The sequence below is a fragment of the Citreicoccus inhibens genome (assembly GCF_019039035.1).
In the GTDB taxonomy this organism is placed as follows: domain Bacteria; phylum Myxococcota; class Myxococcia; order Myxococcales; family Myxococcaceae; genus Citreicoccus; species Citreicoccus inhibens.
In genome coordinates this window covers 309,606-327,762 of sequence record NZ_JAHNZT010000004.1, presented here as the reverse complement: position 1 = coordinate 327,762, position 18,157 = coordinate 309,606, and the positions used below count along the sequence as shown (strand labels likewise).

The following is an 18,157-nucleotide window of genomic DNA, read 5'->3' as shown; positions in this document are numbered from 1 at the left end:
TCAGGAAGCGGTGTCGAGGGCCTCGTAGGCCGGGAGGGTGAGGAAGTCCTCGAAGGTGTCGGTGGCGGACAGCCGCTCGAAGAGGACGCGCGCGCGCTCCAGATGCGCGGCGCCGTAGCGCTCCTTGGCGCCTTCCTTCTCGATGCGCGCCATCTCCTGCGCGAGCAGGTCGCGGAACAGCGCGGGCGTCACCTTGCGACCGTCCTCGAGCGTGGCGCCGTGGTGGATCCACTGCCACACCTGCGCGCGGGAAATCTCCGCGGTGGCCGCGTCCTCCATGAGGTTGTAGAGCGGCACGCAGCCCAGCCCGCCCAGCCACGCGGCCATGTACTGGATGCCCACGCGGATGTTGTGGCGCAGCCCGTCCTCGGTGCGCGTGCCGGAGGGGACCTTGAGCAGCTCGGCCTCGGTGACGCGCACGTCGGCGCGCGCGTTGTCGAGCTGATGGGGGCCCTTCATGTTCGCGTCGAAGATGTCGCGCGCCAGGGACACGAGGCCGGGGTGCGCCACCCAGGTGCCGTCGTGGCCATTCTTCACCTCGCGCTGCTTGTCGACGCGGACCTTCTCCATCACCGCGTCGTTGGCGGAGGCGTCACCCTTGATGGGGATGAAGGCGGCCATGCCGCCCATGGCGTGCACGCGGCGGCGGTGGCACGTCTGGATGAGCAGCTGCGAGTAGGCGTTGAGGAACGCCTTGTCCATGGTGACCTGCCCGCGGTCCGGCAGCACCACGGACGCGTCCGACTGGAGCGTCTTGATGAAGCTGAAGATGTAGTCCCACCGGCCGCAGTTGAGCCCCGCCGAGTGGTCGCGCAGCTCGTAGAGGATCTCGTGCATCTCGAACGCGGCGGGCAGCGTCTCGATGAGCACCGTGGCCTTGATGGTGCCGCGCGGGACGCCGAGCGCTTCCTGCGCCTCCACGAACACGTCGTTCCAGAGGCGCGCCTCCAGGTGGCTCTGCATCTTCGGCAGGTAGAAGTACGGACCCGTGCCGCGCTCCAACTGCGCGCGCGCGTTGTGGAAGAAGAAGAGCCCGAAGTCGAAGAGCGAGCCCGACACCGGCTTGCCATCCACCGTCAGGTGCCGCTCCAGCAGGTGCCAGCCGCGGGGCCGCACGAAGAGCACCGCCGTCTTGGGCTGGAGCGCGTAGTGCTTGCCGCCCTCGGCCGTGAAGTCGATGGTTCGGCGCACGGCGTCGCGCAGGTTGAGCTGCCCGCGCACCACGTTGTCCCAGGTGGGGCTGTTGGCGTCCTCGAAGTCCGCCATGAACACGTTCGCGCCCGAGTTCAGCGCGTTGATGATCATCTTCCGGTCCACCGGGCCGGTGATCTCCACCCGCCGGTCCTGGAGGTCCGCCGGCAGCGGGGCCACCGTCCAGTCGCCGTCCCGGATGGCCTGCGTCTCCGGCAGGAAGTGCGGGCGCTCGCCCCGGCGCCAGGCCTTCGCCATCTCCTGCCGGCGCGCCAGCAACGCCTCGCGCCGCGCCCCGAACGTCCGGACGAGCCGCGCCACGAAGGCCACCGCCTCGGGCGTCAGGACCTCCGCGTAATCCGGATGCCACGGGCCCTGGAGGCTCACACCCGGACCGAAGGTCGGGCTCTTCTGCGTCGGGACGGTTGCGCTCATCCGTGCTCCTGACATGCCGCGTTGTAAATACGCTCTGACGGGTCCGAAAATGCGTCTTCAGAGCGCGATTTGGAAGCCTTGGTGAATTAGAAGCCGCTTGGCTGTAAGGTTGTCAACACCATGATCATTAAATTTGTAAATCAACAGACTTGCGCAATGGGGCGGCGGCGGGCCCGTAGGCCACGATGAGGCCCGGCTCCACGCGGAAGCCGGGCCCCACGGAGGGTCACGCCATGGCGGGGACGAAGCGCTGCACGGCTTGCTCGAAGGAACTCGGCGCGCGGGTGGTGCGCTGCCCGGAGTGCCACGAGCGCCTGATTCCGATGCACCGAGGCGAGGGCCGCACGTTGCTGGGCGCCTGCGCGGCGCTCGCGCGGGAGCTGAACGTGGACCCCTCGCTCGTGCGAGTGGCCTTCATGGTGACGCTGGCTGTCTCGGGCGGGACGGCCCTGCTCGTGTACCTGCTCTTGTGCGGCTTCACGCCGGCGGTGGAGGGCGGCACGGCCCCGCTGCAGCGGCTGGTGAACTGGCTGGCCCGCGTGGGCAACGCCCCCGCGGACGAGATGCCGCGCTACGAGCGGCGCGTCTAGCTACACGCGCCAGGCGCGGGCCACGGCCTCCATGCGGCCGGCCACGTCACGCAGCTGCTGAGTCATCTGCTGCGTGCCGTGAAGGCCCCGCATCGTCTCGTCCATCACCCGGGACAGGTCCGTCACCGAGGTGAAGATCTGGGCGATGCCGGCGTTCTGCTGCGTCACCGCGGCGGCAATCTGATGCGCCGCGGAGGCGTTGTCCTCGATGATGCCCGCCAGCTCGCGCAGGCTGTCTCCGCTGGCGCGCACCTGGGCGAGTCCCGTCTCGGTGCGGCGCTGGCCCTCCTCGGATAGCGCCACCGTGGTGTGGATGCCGCCGCGGATGTCGTCGAGAATCTCGCGCACGCGGCCGGTGGCCTGGATGGACTGGTCCGCGAGGCTGCGAATCTCGCGCGCCACCACGTTGAAGCCCTTGCCGTGCTCGCCCGAGCGTACCGCCTCGATGGCCGCGTTGAGCGCGAGCATGTTGGACTGGTCCGCCAGGTCCTTCACCGTCTGGGTGATGCCGCCAATCTGCTGCGTGCGGTCGTTGAGCTGCGAGATGCTGGAGGCCATCCGCGTCACCTGCTCGCGCAACTGCTCGAAGCCCTGGAGGCTGGCGCTGACGGTCGTCTCGCCGGACTGGCCCACCTCGCGGGCGCGCGTGGCCACGCCGAGCACCGCCTGGGAGCGCTCGGCGGCCATCATCGACGTCTGCTTGATTTCCTGCGCCGTCACCTGCGTCTCCTGGATGGCGGCGGACTGCTGCGCCAGGGTGCGCTCCTGCTGGGTCGCGGCGGAGGTGAGCGCCTCGACCGTTTCGCCGAGCACGCGCGTGCCCTGCTGGAGGCTCGTGGTGGACTCGCGCAGGTGCGCGAGCAGGCGGGAGAACGCGGTGGACAGCTCGCCCACCTCGTCCTGTCGGTGGTGGAACTCGACCTCCTGCGTGAGGTCTCCCTCGCGCACGATGCGGCCCACCACGTTGCTCAGCGTGACGATGGGGCGGGTGATGCCGCGAGCGAGCCACGCGGACGCGAGCGCGCCGAGCGTCAGGGCGATGACGACCATGAGGGAGGCCACCTGGATGGAGTGCGCCACCACCGCGTAGGCCTCGTCGGAGTCCACGGTGGCCACGAAGCGCCAGCCGTCTCCCACGTCGTGCAGGTGCGAGTCGTTGGCGGCCTCCTCGCGGATAGGGACCGCGGGGGGCGGCGTGGTGGCGTCGTGCGAGTCGTACAGCGACGTGCCGTCCGCGGCGAGCACCTCCAGCGCGAAGCTCACCTGGCCGCGCGCGTGGGCGCGCTGGATGACGGTGGACACGACGTCGCCCACCTGGGCCCAGTCATACGCGGCCAGGAGCAGGCCGATGCGCGCGCCGGTGATGGGGTGGACCACGGGCACGGTCAGGGGCAGCACGCGCTTGCCGAAGAACGGGTCCACCTGGGTGAGGGCGTGCGCGTCGAAGTGGCCCTCCCGCGCTGCCTGGAACCAAGAGGCGGCGAGCACCTCGGGCCGGCGTCCGGCGAAGCCGTCCCGCAGCGCGGGCGTGCTGAAGGACACCGCGCGCCCGTCGGGCGTGAAGAGCACCAGCCCGGCGAAGGACGGGTGCCGGCGGTGGAACGTGGCGAGCACCGCGTCGCTCTTCGCGTAGGTGTCGACGAGGAGCGCGTCGCGCAGCACGGAGTCCTCGGCCCAGGTCTGAACGCTCGCTTCGCGCTCGGCGAGGGTTCCCTCCACCACGTCGCGCAGGCCCTCGGCCTCCACCTGGAGCGTGGCGTGGATCTGCTTCTGCAGGTCGCGGCGGGAGAAGGACACGCCCAGCGTGACGAGGGGGACGATGGCCACGAGCAGCAGCAGCGAGACGGACAGCGTGAGGCGACCGCGCAGTTTCATTCCAGCCAGCAGGCGCATGGGAGGGCTTCAGGGGTCGAGAAGTGGGAGGCCGAACGTGAGCGCGCCGAGGACCTGCGCGCCGCCGCGGAGGGAAGGGGAGAGAGACCTGGACCGCGAAGGTCTGGGCGGATTCGTCGAAGGCCACGGGCGAGCGATGCGCTCCGCCTCGGCCGTTGGCCTCGGCCCGCGGCCAGACTCATCCACACCATCGACATGCACGCGCACCCCGACGCGCCTCGGCGGTGGACTGGGCCTGCCGGGCGTCCCGCGGAGTGTGTCACATGAAACATTTCCCCTTCCAACCCGATGCGCCTGCCTGCCCTCGGCTCCGCCGCCCCCGAGGGAAGCACGGGGGCTGGGTGCCTCCGGACTCGCGTGGGGATGTGTCATGTTTCACGGGAATTAAATGTTTCGCGAGGTCGTGCTGCCGGGGCGAAGGGGGCGTGTTAACTCGGGCGGACAGGCCGAGGACCGCCCGCCGGGTTCGAGGGGGGACTCGGGAGGAAGGGATGCCATGAGCACGAAGAACGTTCGCATCGAGAAAGACACCTTCGGTCCCATCGAGGTCCCCGCGGACCGGCTCTGGGGCGCGCAGACGCAGCGCAGCCGTCAGAACTTCGCCATCTCCACGGAGCGCATGCCCCTGGCGCTCATCCAGGCGCTGGTGCTGGTGAAGAAGGCGGCGGCGCTCGTCAACCAGGAGAACGGCTCGCTCGGGCGCGACAAGGCGGAGGCCATCGTGCGCGCGGCGGACGAGGTGCTCGCGGGTGGCCACGACGAGGAGTTCCCGCTGCTCGTGTGGCAGACGGGCAGCGGCACCCAGACGAACATGAACTGCAACGAGGTGCTGGCCAACCGCGCCTCGGAGTTGATGGGCGGCGAGCGCGGCGAGAGTCGGCGCGTGCACCCCAACGACGACGTGAACAAGGGGCAGAGCTCCAACGACGTCTTCCCCACCGCGATGAGCGTGGCCGCGGTGGAGGCGCTGACGCGGCAGGTGCTGCCCGAGCTGGAGTCGCTGCGGGACGTGCTCGCCCAGAAGGCCGAGGCGTTCAAGGACATCGTCAAGATTGGCCGCACGCACCTCCAGGACGCCACGCCGCTCACGCTGGGCCAGGAGTTCAGCGGCTACGTGGCGCAGCTGGAGCACGCCCGCGCGCACGTGGAGGCGTCCCTGCCGCACCTGTCCGAGCTGGCGCTGGGCGGCACCGCGGTGGGCACGGGCCTCAACGCGCCGCCGGGGTACGCGGAGCGCGTGGCGCGCGAGATTGGTCGGCTGACCGGGCACGTATTCCGAACCGCGCCCAACAAGTTCGAGGCGCTGGCCGCCAACGACGCGCTGGTGCACGCGCACGGCACGCTCAAGGGGCTCGCGGCGGTGTTGTTCAAGCTGGCCAATGACGTGCGCTGGCTGGCGTCCGGACCGCGCTCGGGCATTGGCGAGCTGACCCTCCCGGAGAACGAGCCGGGCAGCTCCATCATGCCGGGCAAGGTGAACCCCACGCAGAGCGAGGCGCTCACCATGCTGTGCGCGCAGGTGATGGGCAACGACGTGGCCATCGCGTTGGGCGGGGCCTCGGGCAACTTCGAGCTCAACGTCTACAAGCCGCTGCTCATCCACAACTTCCTGCAGAGCTGCCGGCTGCTGGCGGATGGCATGCGCAGCTTCCGGCTCCACTGCGCCGTGGGCATCGAGCCCAACCTGCCGCGCCTGAAGGAGAACCTGGAGCGCAGCCTCATGCTGGTGACGGCCCTCAATCCGCATATCGGCTACGACAACGCCGCGCGCATCGCGAAGAAGGCGCACAAGGAGGGCACCACGCTCAAGGAGGCCGCGGTCGCGCTGGGGCTCGTCACGCCCGAGCAGTTCGACCAGTGGGTGCGCCCCGAGCAGATGACCGGGCCTCGGTAATCGAGGCGTCTCGTATGGCGCGTGTGGCCCCTGGATTCGGGCCCGGGGCCCCGCGCGAGCGCGACGAAGTCCAGGGCGGGGCGGGCCGCGCCCTCTTCGAGCTGCCCGCCACGGGCGTGGGCGCGGCGCGCCAGGGCAGGAGCAACCGTGGGCCAGCGCACGCTCCGTGCGAAGAGACGGGCACGGCGAAGCGAGGACGATTAGGGTAGGGGAGCCATGAACGTCCCCTTCGTCATTGAAACCACGCACCGCGGCGAGCGGGCGTATGACCTCTACAGCCGGCTCCTCAAGGACCGCATCATCCTCTTGGGCACGCCCATCAACGACGACGTCGCGAACGTCATCGTCGCCCAGCTCCTCTTCCTGGAGTCCGAGGACCCCGACAAGGGCATCAACCTCTACATCAACTCGCCGGGTGGCTCGGTCACCGCGGCCCTCGCGATGTACGACACGATGCAGTACGTCAAGTGTCCGGTGTCCACCATCTGCATCGGACAGGCCTCCTCCGCGGGCGCGCTGCTGCTGCTGGCGGGCTCCAAGGGCAAGCGCGCCGCGCTCCCCAACAGCCGCATCATGATTCACCAGCCGCTGGGCGGTGCGCAGGGCCAGGCCTCGGACATCGCCATCCAGGCGAAAGAGATTCTCCGGCTGCGCACCTACATCAACGGCCTCATCGTGAAGCACACCGGCCACAGCCTGGAGCGCATCGAGAAGGACACCGAGCGCGACTACTACATGAGCGCCGAGGAGGCCCGGCAGTACGGCCTCATCGACGAGGTGGTGGAGAAGCAGGGCGTTCCGCTGCCCACCCGCTAGGTCCCCGCCGGGGCGGCTTGCCTCGCCGACGGGAATGCAGAGACAGGGCCACCGCTCCGGGACGGGCGGTGGCCTTTCTGTTTCGTGCGGCCTCGAAACATTCCGGGCGTTGGCGCGCGGTGGGGTCCCGCGCTGGCGCAGCGGGCAGGCGCCGTGGCCTCGGGTGAGGTGGGCGGCCGGGCCTCCTGCGAGGGGCGCGGCGCGTGGCCAACGTGCGGATATGGCGCCTCGCACCCTGGCATTCCTTCTGACCGCGTCCTCGTTGCTGGGCTCCGCGTGCATCCCGGGTCCCACCGGACGTCCCCCCGAGCCCCCCAACTCCGCGCGAGTCCAGGAGGAGCTGGGCGAGCGGGACGTCATCCAAGCGGGGCAGGCCTATGCTCAGCAGAACAGCCTGGTGCTGTCCCAGGCGGGCGAGGCCGTTCAGATTCGGCCCAACTACTGGCGCATCCGCTTCGGCCTGCCGGAGAAGGGGTCGGGCAAGGTGCTGGAGTTGGAGTTCGACTCGCTGGCCCGGCACGTGACGCGCGTGCAGGAGATCGACGTCGTCTCCGGCGAGGCCATCCCGGTGAACCCCTCCAGCGCCGCGGGGGGCCCCACGACCCAGCCGCCGCCCTGAGTGGGGCACCGTGGCCCTCACGCCGGGCAGGCGGGCGAGGGCCATGTCCCACCGCGCCTCCCATCGTTCAAAGGTGTCCGCGCGCGTGGGGCTCGCGTAGCGGTGAGCCGGTCGGCGGTTCAGGATGCTTCCGTGGACGCGCGCCCGGCGCCGTCTTCCGCTAGCGTTCCGGGGTTGCCAGGAGGTCCTTCGCGATGGAGTCGCACGAGACGCGGTTGGAGCGGCTGGAGCAGCGCTACCGGCGCTTGCAGGGAGTCACCCTCACGGCGCTCGTGCTGGCGGGGCTGGGGATGGGGGCGACGGTGCTGCGCGAGGAGTCGATGCCGAGCGGTGAGCTGGTCGCGTCGCGCTTCGTCCTCACGGACGCGAAGGGCCGCACCCGGGCCACGTGGGGCGTGGAGGAGAACGGCGCCACCCAGCTCGTCCTGCGCGACACCTCGGGGCGCCCGCGCGCGCTGCTGGGCGTGGATGGAGATGGCTCGCCGCGGCTGCGCTTCTCCGCGCAAGGCGGCGAGATGCTGGCCGAGCTGACCGTGTACTCCGACGAGGCGCCTCGGCTGACGTTGGCCAAGCCCGGCGGCGTGGAGCTGTTCGCGGTGGGTCTCCAGGTGGACGGCTCGTCGCGACTGGAGCTGTCGGACCCCGATGGCCGGCCGCGCGTCATCCTCGGCGCGGACGAGCAGGGCTCCCCGGGGCTGTTGCTGGTGGACCGCAAGGGGCAGCCTCGGGTGAACCTGCGCGTGTCTCCCTCCGACAACGCGAGCCTCATCCTGGAGGGCAATGACGGCGAGGTGTTCCGCGCGCCGGTCCCCGTGCAGTGAGTCTCACGGCGTGGGAGGAACCACCGAGTAACCGCGTTGCAACAAGGGCGCGAGCCGGTCGCTGACGTCCCACGCCTCCACGACCTGTCCGTCGCGCATGCGCCAGAGGGACTGCCCTTGCAGCGTCACGCGCCGCGGCTGCCCTGTGGCGTCCCGAGGCCCCTTCGCGTCCGTCCCGGTGGCGCGCCAGTGCAGGGAGACGAGGTCTCCGTCCGCCATCACGTGCAGCAGGTCGAAGCGCAGGTCGGGGAACGCCGCGAAGCTTGCCTCGGCCTGTTGTCGCAGCAGCGCGGGCCCGCGGGTCTTCGGCGGTGAGTCCAGCGTGCGGTCCATGAAGTCCGCCGCGATGTACTCGGGGATGCGGTCCAGGCGCTTCTGGTTGTAGACCTCCTCGGTGAACTGCCGCGCGCGCAGCTTGTTCTGCTCGCCGGGCGCGGCGGAGCGCTCGGCGGGCGCGGTGGTGGCGCAGCCCGCCAGGCAGGCCGCGAGCAGGAGGGAGAGCGTCAGGCGTTTCATCATGGCGCCCGGAGTCTGTGTCCGGGCACCGGGGCCGGCAGGGGATGCTCGCGCGAATCGTTCAGCTCATGGCGCAAGGCGGCCCAGGCCAATGGGCGCGGCCAGGCAGGTGTCCGGAATCCCGAAGCTGTCCACCAGCGCGACCGCGTCCGGGCGCAGCTCCGCGCACAGGCGAACGACTTCCTTGCGGAGGGCGCGCGCCTTGGCGCCTTCCAGGTGGTCGTGCTCCAGGAACCAGCCACTGGCCGCTTCCAGACAGGACAGGCCGTGGAGGTCGCACAGGCGCTCCAACACGTGCCGGAGCGAGGCCTGCTTCACGGTGGACACCGCGGTGCGGAAGCGCTCCAGCACCACGCGCTCGACGTGGGCGTGGGCCAGCGCGAGCAGGTGCGCCTGGCACTGATTGAACGCCTCGAAGGCCTCCACGCCCGAGGCGAGCCGCTTGCGCAGGCGCCGCGCCACCGAGGTGAGCAGCTCCTCCTCGCGGAAGCGCAGCGCGCGCAGCTGGAAGTCGTCATCGCGCAGGTGCGCGCTGTCCGTGCGCCGCGTGGTGAACGGGTTGCGGTCCGTCATGGCGCCCGTGGCTCGGTCGAGGATGAGCTTGAGCACGGTGTGGACGCGGTCGTCCTCGAAGCGCTGGCGGTAGCCCGTCATGAGGCTCTTGGCCACCAGTTGCAGGAGCACCGTGTTGTCGCCCTCGAAGGTGGTGAAGACGTCCGTGTCCGCCTTCAGCGTGGGCAGGCGGTTCTGCTCCAGATAGCCCTGGCCGCCGCACGCCTCGCGCGCCACCTGGAGCGCGTGCGTGGTGTGCCACGAGGCGTGGGCCTTGAGGCCGGCCGCGAGCGCCTCGACCTCTTGCGCATCCTCCTCCGTGCGGTGGACGTAGCGGTCCACCAGGTACTTCAGCGCGAAGTCGAGCGCGTAGGTCTTCGCGACGAGGGGGAGCAGGCGCAGTTGGTGTGCCTGGTGGTCCAGGAGGCGGACCTCGTGCGCTCCGGCGGGGCCGAACTGGCGGCGCAGGTCTCCGTAGCGCACCGCGATGGTCAGGCCGCTCTTGGCCGCGCTCAGCGCCGCGCAGGCCACGCTCACGCGGCCCGCGACGAGCGTGCCCAGCATGGTGAAGAAGCGCTTGGAGTCTCCGGGGATGGCGCTGGTGTACTCGCCCGACTCGCTCACCCGGCCGAAGCGGTCCAGCAGGTTCGCGCGTGGGACTCGGACGCCGTGGAACCACAGCCGTCCGTTGTCCACGCCGTTGAGGCCCATCTTCTCGCCGCAGTCCTCGATGCGCACGCCGGGCAGCACGTGTCCCTGCTCATCTCGGAGGGGCACGAGCAGCGCGTGCACGCCCATGCGTTCTCCGCCGACCTCCAGTTGCGCGAACACGGTGGCCATTCGCGCGTGACGTGCGGCGTTGCCGATCCACTCCTTGCGCGCGGCCTCGGAGGGCGTGTCCACCACGAACTCCTGCGTCGCGGCGTCGTAGCGCGCCACCGTCTGCACATCGCGAACGTTGGAGCCGTGGCCCAGCTCGCTCATCGCGAAGCAGCCGGGCAGCTCCAGCGAGGCCACGCGGCCCAGGTAGTCTCGGTGATGCGGTCGCGTGCCGAGGAAGAGGATGCTCGAGCCGAACAGCCCGAAGTGCACGCCCGCCTTCACGACGAGGCTCAGGTCGAAGAAGGCCAGGGTCTCGAACGCGGCGATGAAGCCTCCCAGGTCCGCGCCGGCCTCGCGTCCCTCGGGATACGCGATGCGACCGAGTCCCTGGTCCGCCAGTCGCTTCAGCCACGCGAAGACCTGCTCGCGATAGGCCGCCGTGTGGCGCGTGTCCGTGTAGCGGAAGGCCGGGTCCTTCAGCCATTCGCGCACCTGGGCTCGGAGGGTGGGATACGTGGCGTCCAGCAGCGTCTGCATCGCGGCGGGCTCGAAGGACGCGCTGAGGGAGCCGGGCGGCAGCGTCGTGTCGGGCACCAGCGCGCGCACCGCTTCGCGGCCGGACACGCCGAGCGACTCTTCCAGGCCGAGGAGCGCCTGGGTCAGCTCGGGCATGGGGACGGGGAGGGCCTCATCTCCCGAGACGACCTGCGCGAGCTGTGCGCCCAGCTCCGCGAGGTTCTTCTGTTGGCTGTGGGTGAGGCGCTCGGCGGTGCGGCGGATGTGCTCACGGAGCAGGGCCAGCTCGCGCGCGGAGGGGGGCATGAGGGGATCCACCCAACGCGCGAGGACCGCGCTGGAGCGCAGGTCCAACCAGGGCTGGGAGCGGGCCGCGGCGCCGAGTGCGCGCAGCTCATCGGCGGTCAGCTCTCCATCTGTCCACGCCATGTAGAGCATGGGGACCAGCGGCATGAGGCGGGGGAGGGACAGCAGCTCCTGCGCGGACGGGCGGGCGGCGTCATCCTTCATGGCGTCTCTCCAGGTGGCGAGGTCCGCGCAGTCTGGCCAGCGCGGCGGGCCACGGCAATGGTGGATGCGGCATGGCGGTCCACCGACGACGACGTGCTCAGCGTGCCGAGGTGACGCCGACCTGCTGGCAGGACTCGCGCACGGGGCACGTGGAGCAGTGGGGGCGCGAGCCCGTGCACACCTGCTTGCCGAAGGGCACGAGCAGCCGGTTCAACTCGACCCAGTAGGCGCGGGGCAGGCGGGCCTCGAGGGCTCGGCGTGTGGCCTCGGGCGTTCGCGTCGCCACATAGCCCCAGCGGTTCGTCACGCGATGCACGTGGATGTCCACGCTGATGGCCTCCTGCCCGCACGCGATTCCCAGCGCGAGGTGCGCGCACTTGGGCCCGACGCCATGGAAGGACTGGAGCACGTCCGCGTCGCAGGGGAGCACGCCGCCGAACTCGTCGCGCGTGCGCACGGCGAGGGCGTGGAGTTGCCGGGCCTTGGCTTCGTGGAACGTGACGGGCTGGATGAGGGCGTCGATGTCCGTCGCGGAGAGGCGCGCGAGGGCCTCTGGCGTCGAGGCTCGGGAGAGCAGCGCGAGGGAGGTGGGCAAGCTCACTTCGTCCATCGTGCGGATGGAGAGGATGCAGCCCACGAGCTGCTCGAAGAGGGTGGCGTGGCCTCGCTCGGCCAGCGCGAACATGGCCGCGTCCGCGAAGTCGCGGATGCGTTCGCGGATACGGGCGAGCACGGTGTCGATGTCGAACGGGTGCTCCGGGGGGTGAGCCTGTGGCGCGGAGGCGCTTCGCGCGGAGTGGGTGTGGAGGCGTGCGCGTCGGCCGGTGGTCGTGGGCATGTCCGGCTCCGTGGGTCGGGCTGCTTGAAAAGGTGGCGACGCGGCGGAGGGGCTGCTCGCGGTGATGCTGGCTCGATGGGCGGGCGGCGCGGCGAGGGCTGGACGGGTTGTGCAGGTCCTTGCACAGCTGCCACCCGCGCGATGCGGTATGGCTGTGCAGCCCGCGAGGGCGCGAGTTTCAATCCCCTGTGGTTTCAAGGCATTCTTCGTGGCACGTCCGTTGTAGGAGGGGGGCCCATGTATTGTTCCGCATGCCGCCAGGAGCGGCTCGGGAGTGCGAAGACGTGCGTGATGTGTGGTTCACGCATGGGTGCACGGCCCCGGCCCGTCCTGGAGGCCGAACTGGCCCACGTCCACTTCCTCCTCGACGAACTCCAGCGCTGGGAGCCTTCGGATGTCCCCGCTCACGTTCGTCGCTTCCTGTCGGAGCGCTACGAGCGGCAAGCGCGCATCCTGCTTTCGGTGCTCAGTGAGCTGCCGTCGGAGATGGCTGCCGCGGAAGGCGTGGAGTCCGCGCGGGCGGTTGGGCGCGAGGCCGGTTCGCTGAGCGTGGCCGCGCGAGCCGCGGCGCATGAGGTTCGCGAGGGCTCGGCCGCGGCGGATGCAACGGTGGCCGCTCGTGTGGATGCGGAGACGTCTGGCGCTTCGGTGTCCGCGCGGGAGGCTTCCCACGAAGGTGCTGCTGCGGCGGTGTTCGCGCGCGCGGACGTGTCGGAGGCAGAAGGCTCCGAGCACGCAGCGGCGCCGTCGGGCACGGAGGAGGAGCGTGTTGCTGGGGCTTCGGATGCGTCGGCCCGAGGAGCGAGTGGCGCAGAAGGCGGCCTTGTCGTTGACGCTTCGGAGGCGTCCGCGCTCGGAGCGCTGACCGGGCCGGGGCGACGTGTTGGCGACGCTGCGTTGCCGGGCGAATCGCTTGGTACCGAGGGCGATGCGGCGCCGATGCGTGATGTCGCGCAGCACGGCGCTGTTGCGGCGGCAGGGAGTGTGTCCGCGGATGCGATGGGGACGCACTCCACTGCGCAGGGACAGGGGCAGGCCGCTGGAGTGGAGGGCTCGGTCGATGCGGGAGCGCGGGTTCCGCGTCCTGAGGTGCCTCCCGGGAAGGGCATGCCGGCTCGGGGCAGGGGGCCGGCGCGAGGGACCGGGCGCGCATCTTCGCTGCCCATGCGTCCTGGTGATCCGTTCACCGAGCCGCCACAGCCCAAGGGAGAGGCGGCCCGCATCGTCGAGGAGGCCTCCTCGTGGAATCGGATGTGGCGGCCGTTCCTCTACGAGAGCATCGCGTGGTTCCTTGGCGCGTTCCTCATCCTCTCGGGCACGCTCTACCTTGTCTTCGAGTCGTGGGCGGGGATGACGTCCGTCACCCGCTCGCTCGTCGTGTTCTTGATGACGGCGGGGTACTCGGCGGGCTTCTCCATCTGGGGCAACTTCCTGGCTCGCCGCGAGGCGCTGCGTCAGCCCGGGAGAATTCTGGGGTTGATTGGCTCGGCGGTGGCTCCGCTGGTGGGGATTGCCCTGGGGCCCATGGGGCTGGGAGATGCGCTGCAACTCGATGGCGTGTCGCCGGTGCTCCTCGTTCCGTTGTTGTTCGGCTGGGCCGCCGTCGCCGCGGTGTTCGCGCGCAAGCCCCTGGATGCCTTTGACGCGCCATCTCGCCGCCATGTGCAGGTGGCCCTGGTCGCCACCATGTTGATGATGGGCCTGGCGCCGCTGGTGGCTCGGCTCGGTGGACTCGCCGTCTGGCTGAATGTCCTGCCGTGTGGGCTCTTCTTCTTGCTGTCGCGCAAGGCGCCTCCGACTCCTCGCGAGGGCGGCGCGCTCGGCTTCGTCATCGCGGCTCCGCTGTTCCTCGCCGGGGTCTTCGCCGTGCGCCTGCATGTGGCGCTCGCGTCGGCGGATGTGGCTCCCTCGGTGGGCACCTACGCGCCGTTCGCCGCGTTCGTGCTCGCGACCTGCCTGCGGTTCCGGAATGAGGGGGAGACGCGCGCGGCGGAGCCGCTCGCCCTGGTCGTGGTGGCGCTTCAGGTGGCATGTCTCGCGGCGGGTGCCGCGGGGGCCGCGCCCGCGCTGTTCCTCACCGCCGTGGTGGTCACCTGGACGCTGTGGACCCTGGCTCGCGGTCCCATCGCGCGGCTGCCGTGGCTCTATCCCGCGTATGGCGCGGCGTATCTCGCGTATGCCTCGACCGTTGAGTTGGTCCCGGGGCCCGCGCGCTCGCTGCTGGCGGCCATCAAGCAGCGCATGGGCTACGCGCCCGGGAACGTGTTGCCGTACCAGTACGGTGCCCTCTCCGCGGTGCCGTTCATCCTCGCGGGCATCGTGCTCGCGGCCCGGTTCCGGTGGCGAGGGGAGCGCACGAGCGAGGTGCGCGACCTGGGGCTCTCGGAGGTGTTGCTGCGCGCCACCGCGGTGGCCCTCCCGTGCTTCGTCCTCTACGGCCATCTGGGAACGGACGCGCGCCCGGCGTTCTGGGCGGCGCTGAGCCTGTCGCTGGTGGGCCTGGGCGCGGGCCTCCTGCTGGAGCGCTTCTATCTGGTGGCGGTGGGCGCGGGGGTGTTCTTCCTGCTGCCGTTCTCCGCGCTGGGGGCTTACGGGACGGGCGTTGCGTCGGTGGTGTGCGGCGCGTTCGCGTTGGCGCTCGCGGGCGTGGGCTCGCTGTGCACGAAGCGCACGCGCGCCTTCCTCGCGTCGACGGTGGGAGTGGTGTCGACCATCGTCTTCTTGTTGAGCGCGTTCGCGGGCTCGGGCGTCGCCGAGGTCGTGGGCATGGGCCTGGGTGGCACGGCCGCGCTCGTGGCGGCGTGGACGGTGCGCAGTGAGCCCGCGTTCGCGTTCGCGGCGTTCCTGCTGGCCGCCACGTTGCCGAAGCTGGCCTTCATGCACGGCTCCCGCACGGTGGCCCCGGTGATGGCGGCCGTGGCGCTGGGGCTCGCGGTGCTGGGCGAGCGGGGTGGCATCGTCAGGCGGCTCGGTGTCCCGGCGGTCGTGTATGCCGTCGTGGCGTTCATCTGGGGCATGGCCGCGCAGGTCACGCTCCTGGGCGCGGTGGTGCTCGTGTGCGCCGCGGCCGTGGCGGTGGCCTCGCGCAGCTTCCCGGCGATTCGCCCCCTCGCGGTGGTGATGGCCGCGTTCGCGCTGTTGCCCGACATGTCCTCGCTGTATCGCCCGTGGAACGGCTGGATGACGCCGTGGATGTCCCAGGCGCTGTTCGCCGTGTGGTCCTTGGGCAGCTCGGTCCTCACCGCGCGCCGGGGCCGCAGCCCGAGCACCCTCGCCGCGGGCCTCGTGGCCTTGGTGTTCCCGCTCTTCGCCGTCGCGGTGGGCCCCACGTCGCAGCGGGAGTGGCACCTGCTGGCCGCGTCGTTCGTGGCGCTGCTCACGTCGCGCAGCCTGCACCCGTCGCTCAGCCTGGGCATGGCCACCGTGTACGCGGTCGCGGGCCTGACGGCCTCGGGTCCCGTGGCGCTGTTGGGGCTGGCCACGGTGCTGGCGGTGCTCGCGGTGCTGGAGGAGGTGCCCGCCGTGCTGCGCGTCGCCGCGGGCGGTCAGCGCTTCGCGTGGGTGGGGACGCTGGGCTCGGTGGCCGTGCTCGCGCTCGCCACGGTGCGCTGGACGGACTCCCGGCTGGCCCTGCTGATGGTGGGGACGTGCCTGTTGCCCCTCCTGTGGACCCGCGCGACGCGGCAGCCGTTCTTCGCGAGCCTGATGGTGGTGTTCTCGGTGGCGGGCATCCTGGTGGTGGGGCGCCCGTTCTCGTGGGCCTCGGGCCTGGCGCTGTTCGCGCTGGTGCTCGTGCGCGCCGTGGAGCATGTGCCCGCGGCGTCTCGTGCCCTGCTGCGCTCCACCGACGAGGTACCTCGGCGCGCGTTGTCCCTGTGGATGCAGGTGCAGCTGGGCCTGTTGGGCGCGGTGCTGTGGATGGTGCCTTGGTCGTCTCCCCTGGCGCTCGTCCTGGTCGCGGGGGCGCTCGCGCTGTTGCCGGGGCCGCTCCCGTCGCTGCGGGTGTCCGGGGCCGCGCTGCTCGTGCTCACGGTTCCTTCGGCTCGGCCGTACGCCACGGTCCTGCTCCTGGGGCTGGCGTTGGCGGAGCACCATGTTTCCTCCGCGCTGCACCGCTTCTTCCGCGCGCCTCGCGATGGCGCCTTGCGCCCCGCGGCCGTGGGCATGGCGTTCGTCCTGACGGTGCTTCCTGCCGCCGAGTCGAGCACGCCATGGGCCATCGCCTCGGTCGCGGGGGTGCTGTTCGCGGCGGCCTTCCTGCTCTCGCAGCGGTGGTTGCTGGCGGCGGCGGTGGTGGTGCTCGCCAGCGCGCCGCTGGGAGAGGCGGCTGACTTCGCGCGCGGGGTGTGGCGTCCCGAGGCGGGCCCGTGGGTGTTGGGAGTGGCGCTGATGGCAGCGGCGCTCGCCGCCGTGTGTCAGTCCGAGTCCGTGCAGGGCGCGCTCACGCGATGGTCCGAGCGGCTGACGCCGGGCCTGGAGGGCTCCTGGAGCGAGCCGCTGTGGGTGGGCGGCGCGCTCGTGCTGGCGGGGGTGGTGGTCACGCGGCTCCTGGACGTGGGGCCGGGAGCGCTGACGCCGATGATGGCGGGGATGGCGGCGCTCACGGCGCTCGTCCTGATGGTGACGCGCACGCGGTGGATGGCAGGCGTGGCGCAGGGGTTGTTGGCCGCGTCGATTGTCGCGGCGGTGCCGCTGCTCTGGGCTCCCGCCGTGCTTGGGGGCGCGGGGCTGGTGTTGTGCATCGCGGGCCTGTTGCTGGACGCGCGCGACGTGGAGGTGGGCGAGGTGCTCCACCACGGCGGGTGGGTGCTGTCGCTGCTGGCCTTCGGTGGGTTGAGGGACCCGCGACACCTGAGCCTCTCGCTGTGCCTTGCCTTCGGTCTGGGCTGCGCGTGGACGGTGGTGGTGCGGCGCCGGGAGCGGGAGTGGGTGGGGTGGTTGGCCTCGCTCGTGGCCGCGCATGGCGCGTGGGTGCACCTGGGCGCGGTGTACTCCAGCGGCCGAGGCCCGGAGTTCATCCTCCCGTACTTCGGCGCGTCGAGCGCGGTGCTGGCCACGGTGGTGCTGCTCGTGGCGGGCGAGCGTGAGCGCGGCCGGATGGGGCAGCTCTTCACGCTGGTGTCGCTCACCGAGCTGACCCTGGGGCTGATGTGGATGGAGGTCGCGGGCGGCGCGGTGCGCGAGGCGCTGGTGGCCTCGGGCTCGCTCGCGGTGCTGCTGTTCGCGCTGGTGCACCGGGCCGTGACGAAGCGGGACGAGGGCTTCGCGTGGCTGGCGCAGGCCGTGCTCACGGTGGGCTATCTGTGCGTGCGGCGCATGGGGCAGGGCGCGGTGCCCGGCATGGAGGACAGCCTCGCGGCGCTGGTGGGCGGCGCGCTCTTCAATGGGCTGCACGCCTTCGCGATGCGCGAGGGCGCGGACCTCCCGGCCTTCCGCCGGCCCGCGCTGGTGGGCGCGTACCTCTTCCCGATTCTGGGGTTGCTCGCGGTGCCGTGGGCGTCGTCGCCGCTGATGGCCGCGGCGCTGCTCGTGGGGCATGCCGCCCACTTCGCGGCGCTGGCCACGCACCCCGAGCGTCGCGGGCTCGCGTCGTTGGCGTCCGTGGTGGCCTTCAACGCGGCGCTGGTGTGGGTGTGGTTCGGGACGGGCGCGGGGCAGCTCCAGTACTACGCCATCCCCGCGGGCCTCTCGCTGCTCGCGCTCTTGCGCGTGTTCCGCGATGGGGTGGAGGAAGACACCTACGCTCGCCTGCGCGCGGTGGCGGCCTCCGTCATCTACATGGCCGGCGCGTGGGAGCCGCTCCAGTTCAGCCATGGCAGCGCGATGATTCTGTGCGTCTTCCTGTGTCTGGTGGGGGTGGGCGCGGGCATCGCGCTGCGGATCCGCTCCTACGTGTACCTGGGCACGGGCTTCCTGGTGACGTGCGTGGCCGCGAACCTGGTGCGCTTCGGCATGCGCGACCACCGCGTGGGCGCGGCGTTCCTGTCCTTGCTCGGTTTGCTGGTGGTGGGCTTCATGGTGCTGCTGAGCGCGCACCGCGCGGCTTTGCTCCAGCGGTACGAGCGGGTGAAGGACTTGCTGTCCACCTGGGAAGGTTGAGCAAAGTTGGACGTGCAACGGTCCCGGGAGGTGAGGTTGAATGCG

General features: G+C 71.1%; 11 protein-coding genes. 6 read left to right on the top strand and 5 right to left on the bottom strand.

Annotated elements, in window-relative coordinates:
• Nucleotides 1–1,626, bottom strand: a complete 1,626-nt coding sequence (gene aceB, locus KRR26_RS07840) for a malate synthase A (RefSeq protein ID WP_217079503.1) — start codon at nucleotides 1,624–1,626, stop codon at nucleotides 1–3.
• Nucleotides 1,627–1,859: 233 nt separating this feature from the next.
• On the opposite strand from aceB, the gene KRR26_RS07835 reads away from it, so the two are divergent.
• Nucleotides 1,860–2,216: a PspC domain-containing protein gene (locus tag KRR26_RS07835; RefSeq protein WP_120205800.1), complete on the top strand. Its 357-nt coding sequence runs from the start codon at nucleotides 1,860–1,862 to the stop codon at nucleotides 2,214–2,216.
• On the opposite strand, the gene KRR26_RS07830 is transcribed toward KRR26_RS07835, so the two are convergent.
• Nucleotides 2,217–4,109, bottom strand: coding sequence for a methyl-accepting chemotaxis protein (locus tag KRR26_RS07830; protein ID WP_217079502.1), 1,893 nt, complete (start codon nucleotides 4,107–4,109; stop codon nucleotides 2,217–2,219). It lies immediately after the preceding gene.
• Between the two features lie 496 nt (nucleotides 4,110–4,605).
• Between KRR26_RS07830 and fumC the strand changes: the two genes are divergently transcribed.
• The 4 genes from fumC to KRR26_RS07810 all read left to right on the top strand — a co-directional run bounded on the left by fumC (nucleotide 4,606) and on the right by KRR26_RS07810 (nucleotide 8,259).
• A complete protein-coding gene (gene fumC, locus KRR26_RS07825; RefSeq protein ID WP_120205803.1) occupies nucleotides 4,606–6,003 on the top strand; it encodes a class II fumarate hydratase in 1,398 nt (465 codons plus the stop codon).
• Nucleotides 6,004–6,219: 216 nt separating this feature from the next.
• Nucleotides 6,220–6,819 (top strand): ATP-dependent Clp endopeptidase proteolytic subunit ClpP, encoded by a 600-nt coding sequence (gene clpP / locus KRR26_RS07820; protein ID WP_120205805.1) that lies wholly within the window; start codon nucleotides 6,220–6,222, stop codon nucleotides 6,817–6,819.
• Nucleotides 6,820–7,039: 220 nt separating this feature from the next.
• Nucleotides 7,040–7,438, top strand: a complete 399-nt coding sequence (locus tag KRR26_RS07815) for a hypothetical protein (RefSeq protein ID WP_120205806.1) — start codon at nucleotides 7,040–7,042, stop codon at nucleotides 7,436–7,438.
• Between the two features lie 194 nt (nucleotides 7,439–7,632).
• Nucleotides 7,633–8,259 (top strand): hypothetical protein, encoded by a 627-nt coding sequence (locus tag KRR26_RS07810; RefSeq protein ID WP_120205808.1) that lies wholly within the window; start codon nucleotides 7,633–7,635, stop codon nucleotides 8,257–8,259.
• A 3-nt stretch (nucleotides 8,260–8,262) separates the two neighbouring features.
• On the opposite strand, the gene KRR26_RS07805 is transcribed toward KRR26_RS07810, so the two are convergent.
• From KRR26_RS07805 to KRR26_RS07795, 3 genes are all read right to left on the bottom strand, one after another.
• Nucleotides 8,263–8,778, bottom strand: a complete 516-nt coding sequence (locus KRR26_RS07805; RefSeq protein WP_120205810.1) for an ester cyclase — start codon at nucleotides 8,776–8,778, stop codon at nucleotides 8,263–8,265.
• 63 nt (nucleotides 8,779–8,841) lie between these two features.
• On the bottom strand, nucleotides 8,842–11,175 hold the full coding sequence (locus tag KRR26_RS07800; protein WP_217079501.1) for an acyl-CoA dehydrogenase family protein: 2,334 nt from the start codon (nucleotides 11,173–11,175) through the stop codon (nucleotides 8,842–8,844).
• A gap of 97 nt (nucleotides 11,176–11,272) precedes the next feature.
• The gene (locus tag KRR26_RS07795) at nucleotides 11,273–12,013 is read right to left on the bottom strand and encodes an endonuclease III domain-containing protein (protein ID WP_217079500.1); all 741 of its coding nucleotides are present in this window, start codon (nucleotides 12,011–12,013) and stop codon (nucleotides 11,273–11,275) included.
• Between the two features lie 1,164 nt (nucleotides 12,014–13,177).
• Here KRR26_RS07795 and KRR26_RS07790 point away from each other — a divergent pair.
• Complete coding sequence (locus tag KRR26_RS07790; RefSeq protein WP_236068376.1) at nucleotides 13,178–18,112, top strand: hypothetical protein; 4,935 nt, start codon at nucleotides 13,178–13,180, stop codon at nucleotides 18,110–18,112.
• Nucleotides 18,113–18,157 lie beyond the last annotated feature (45 nt).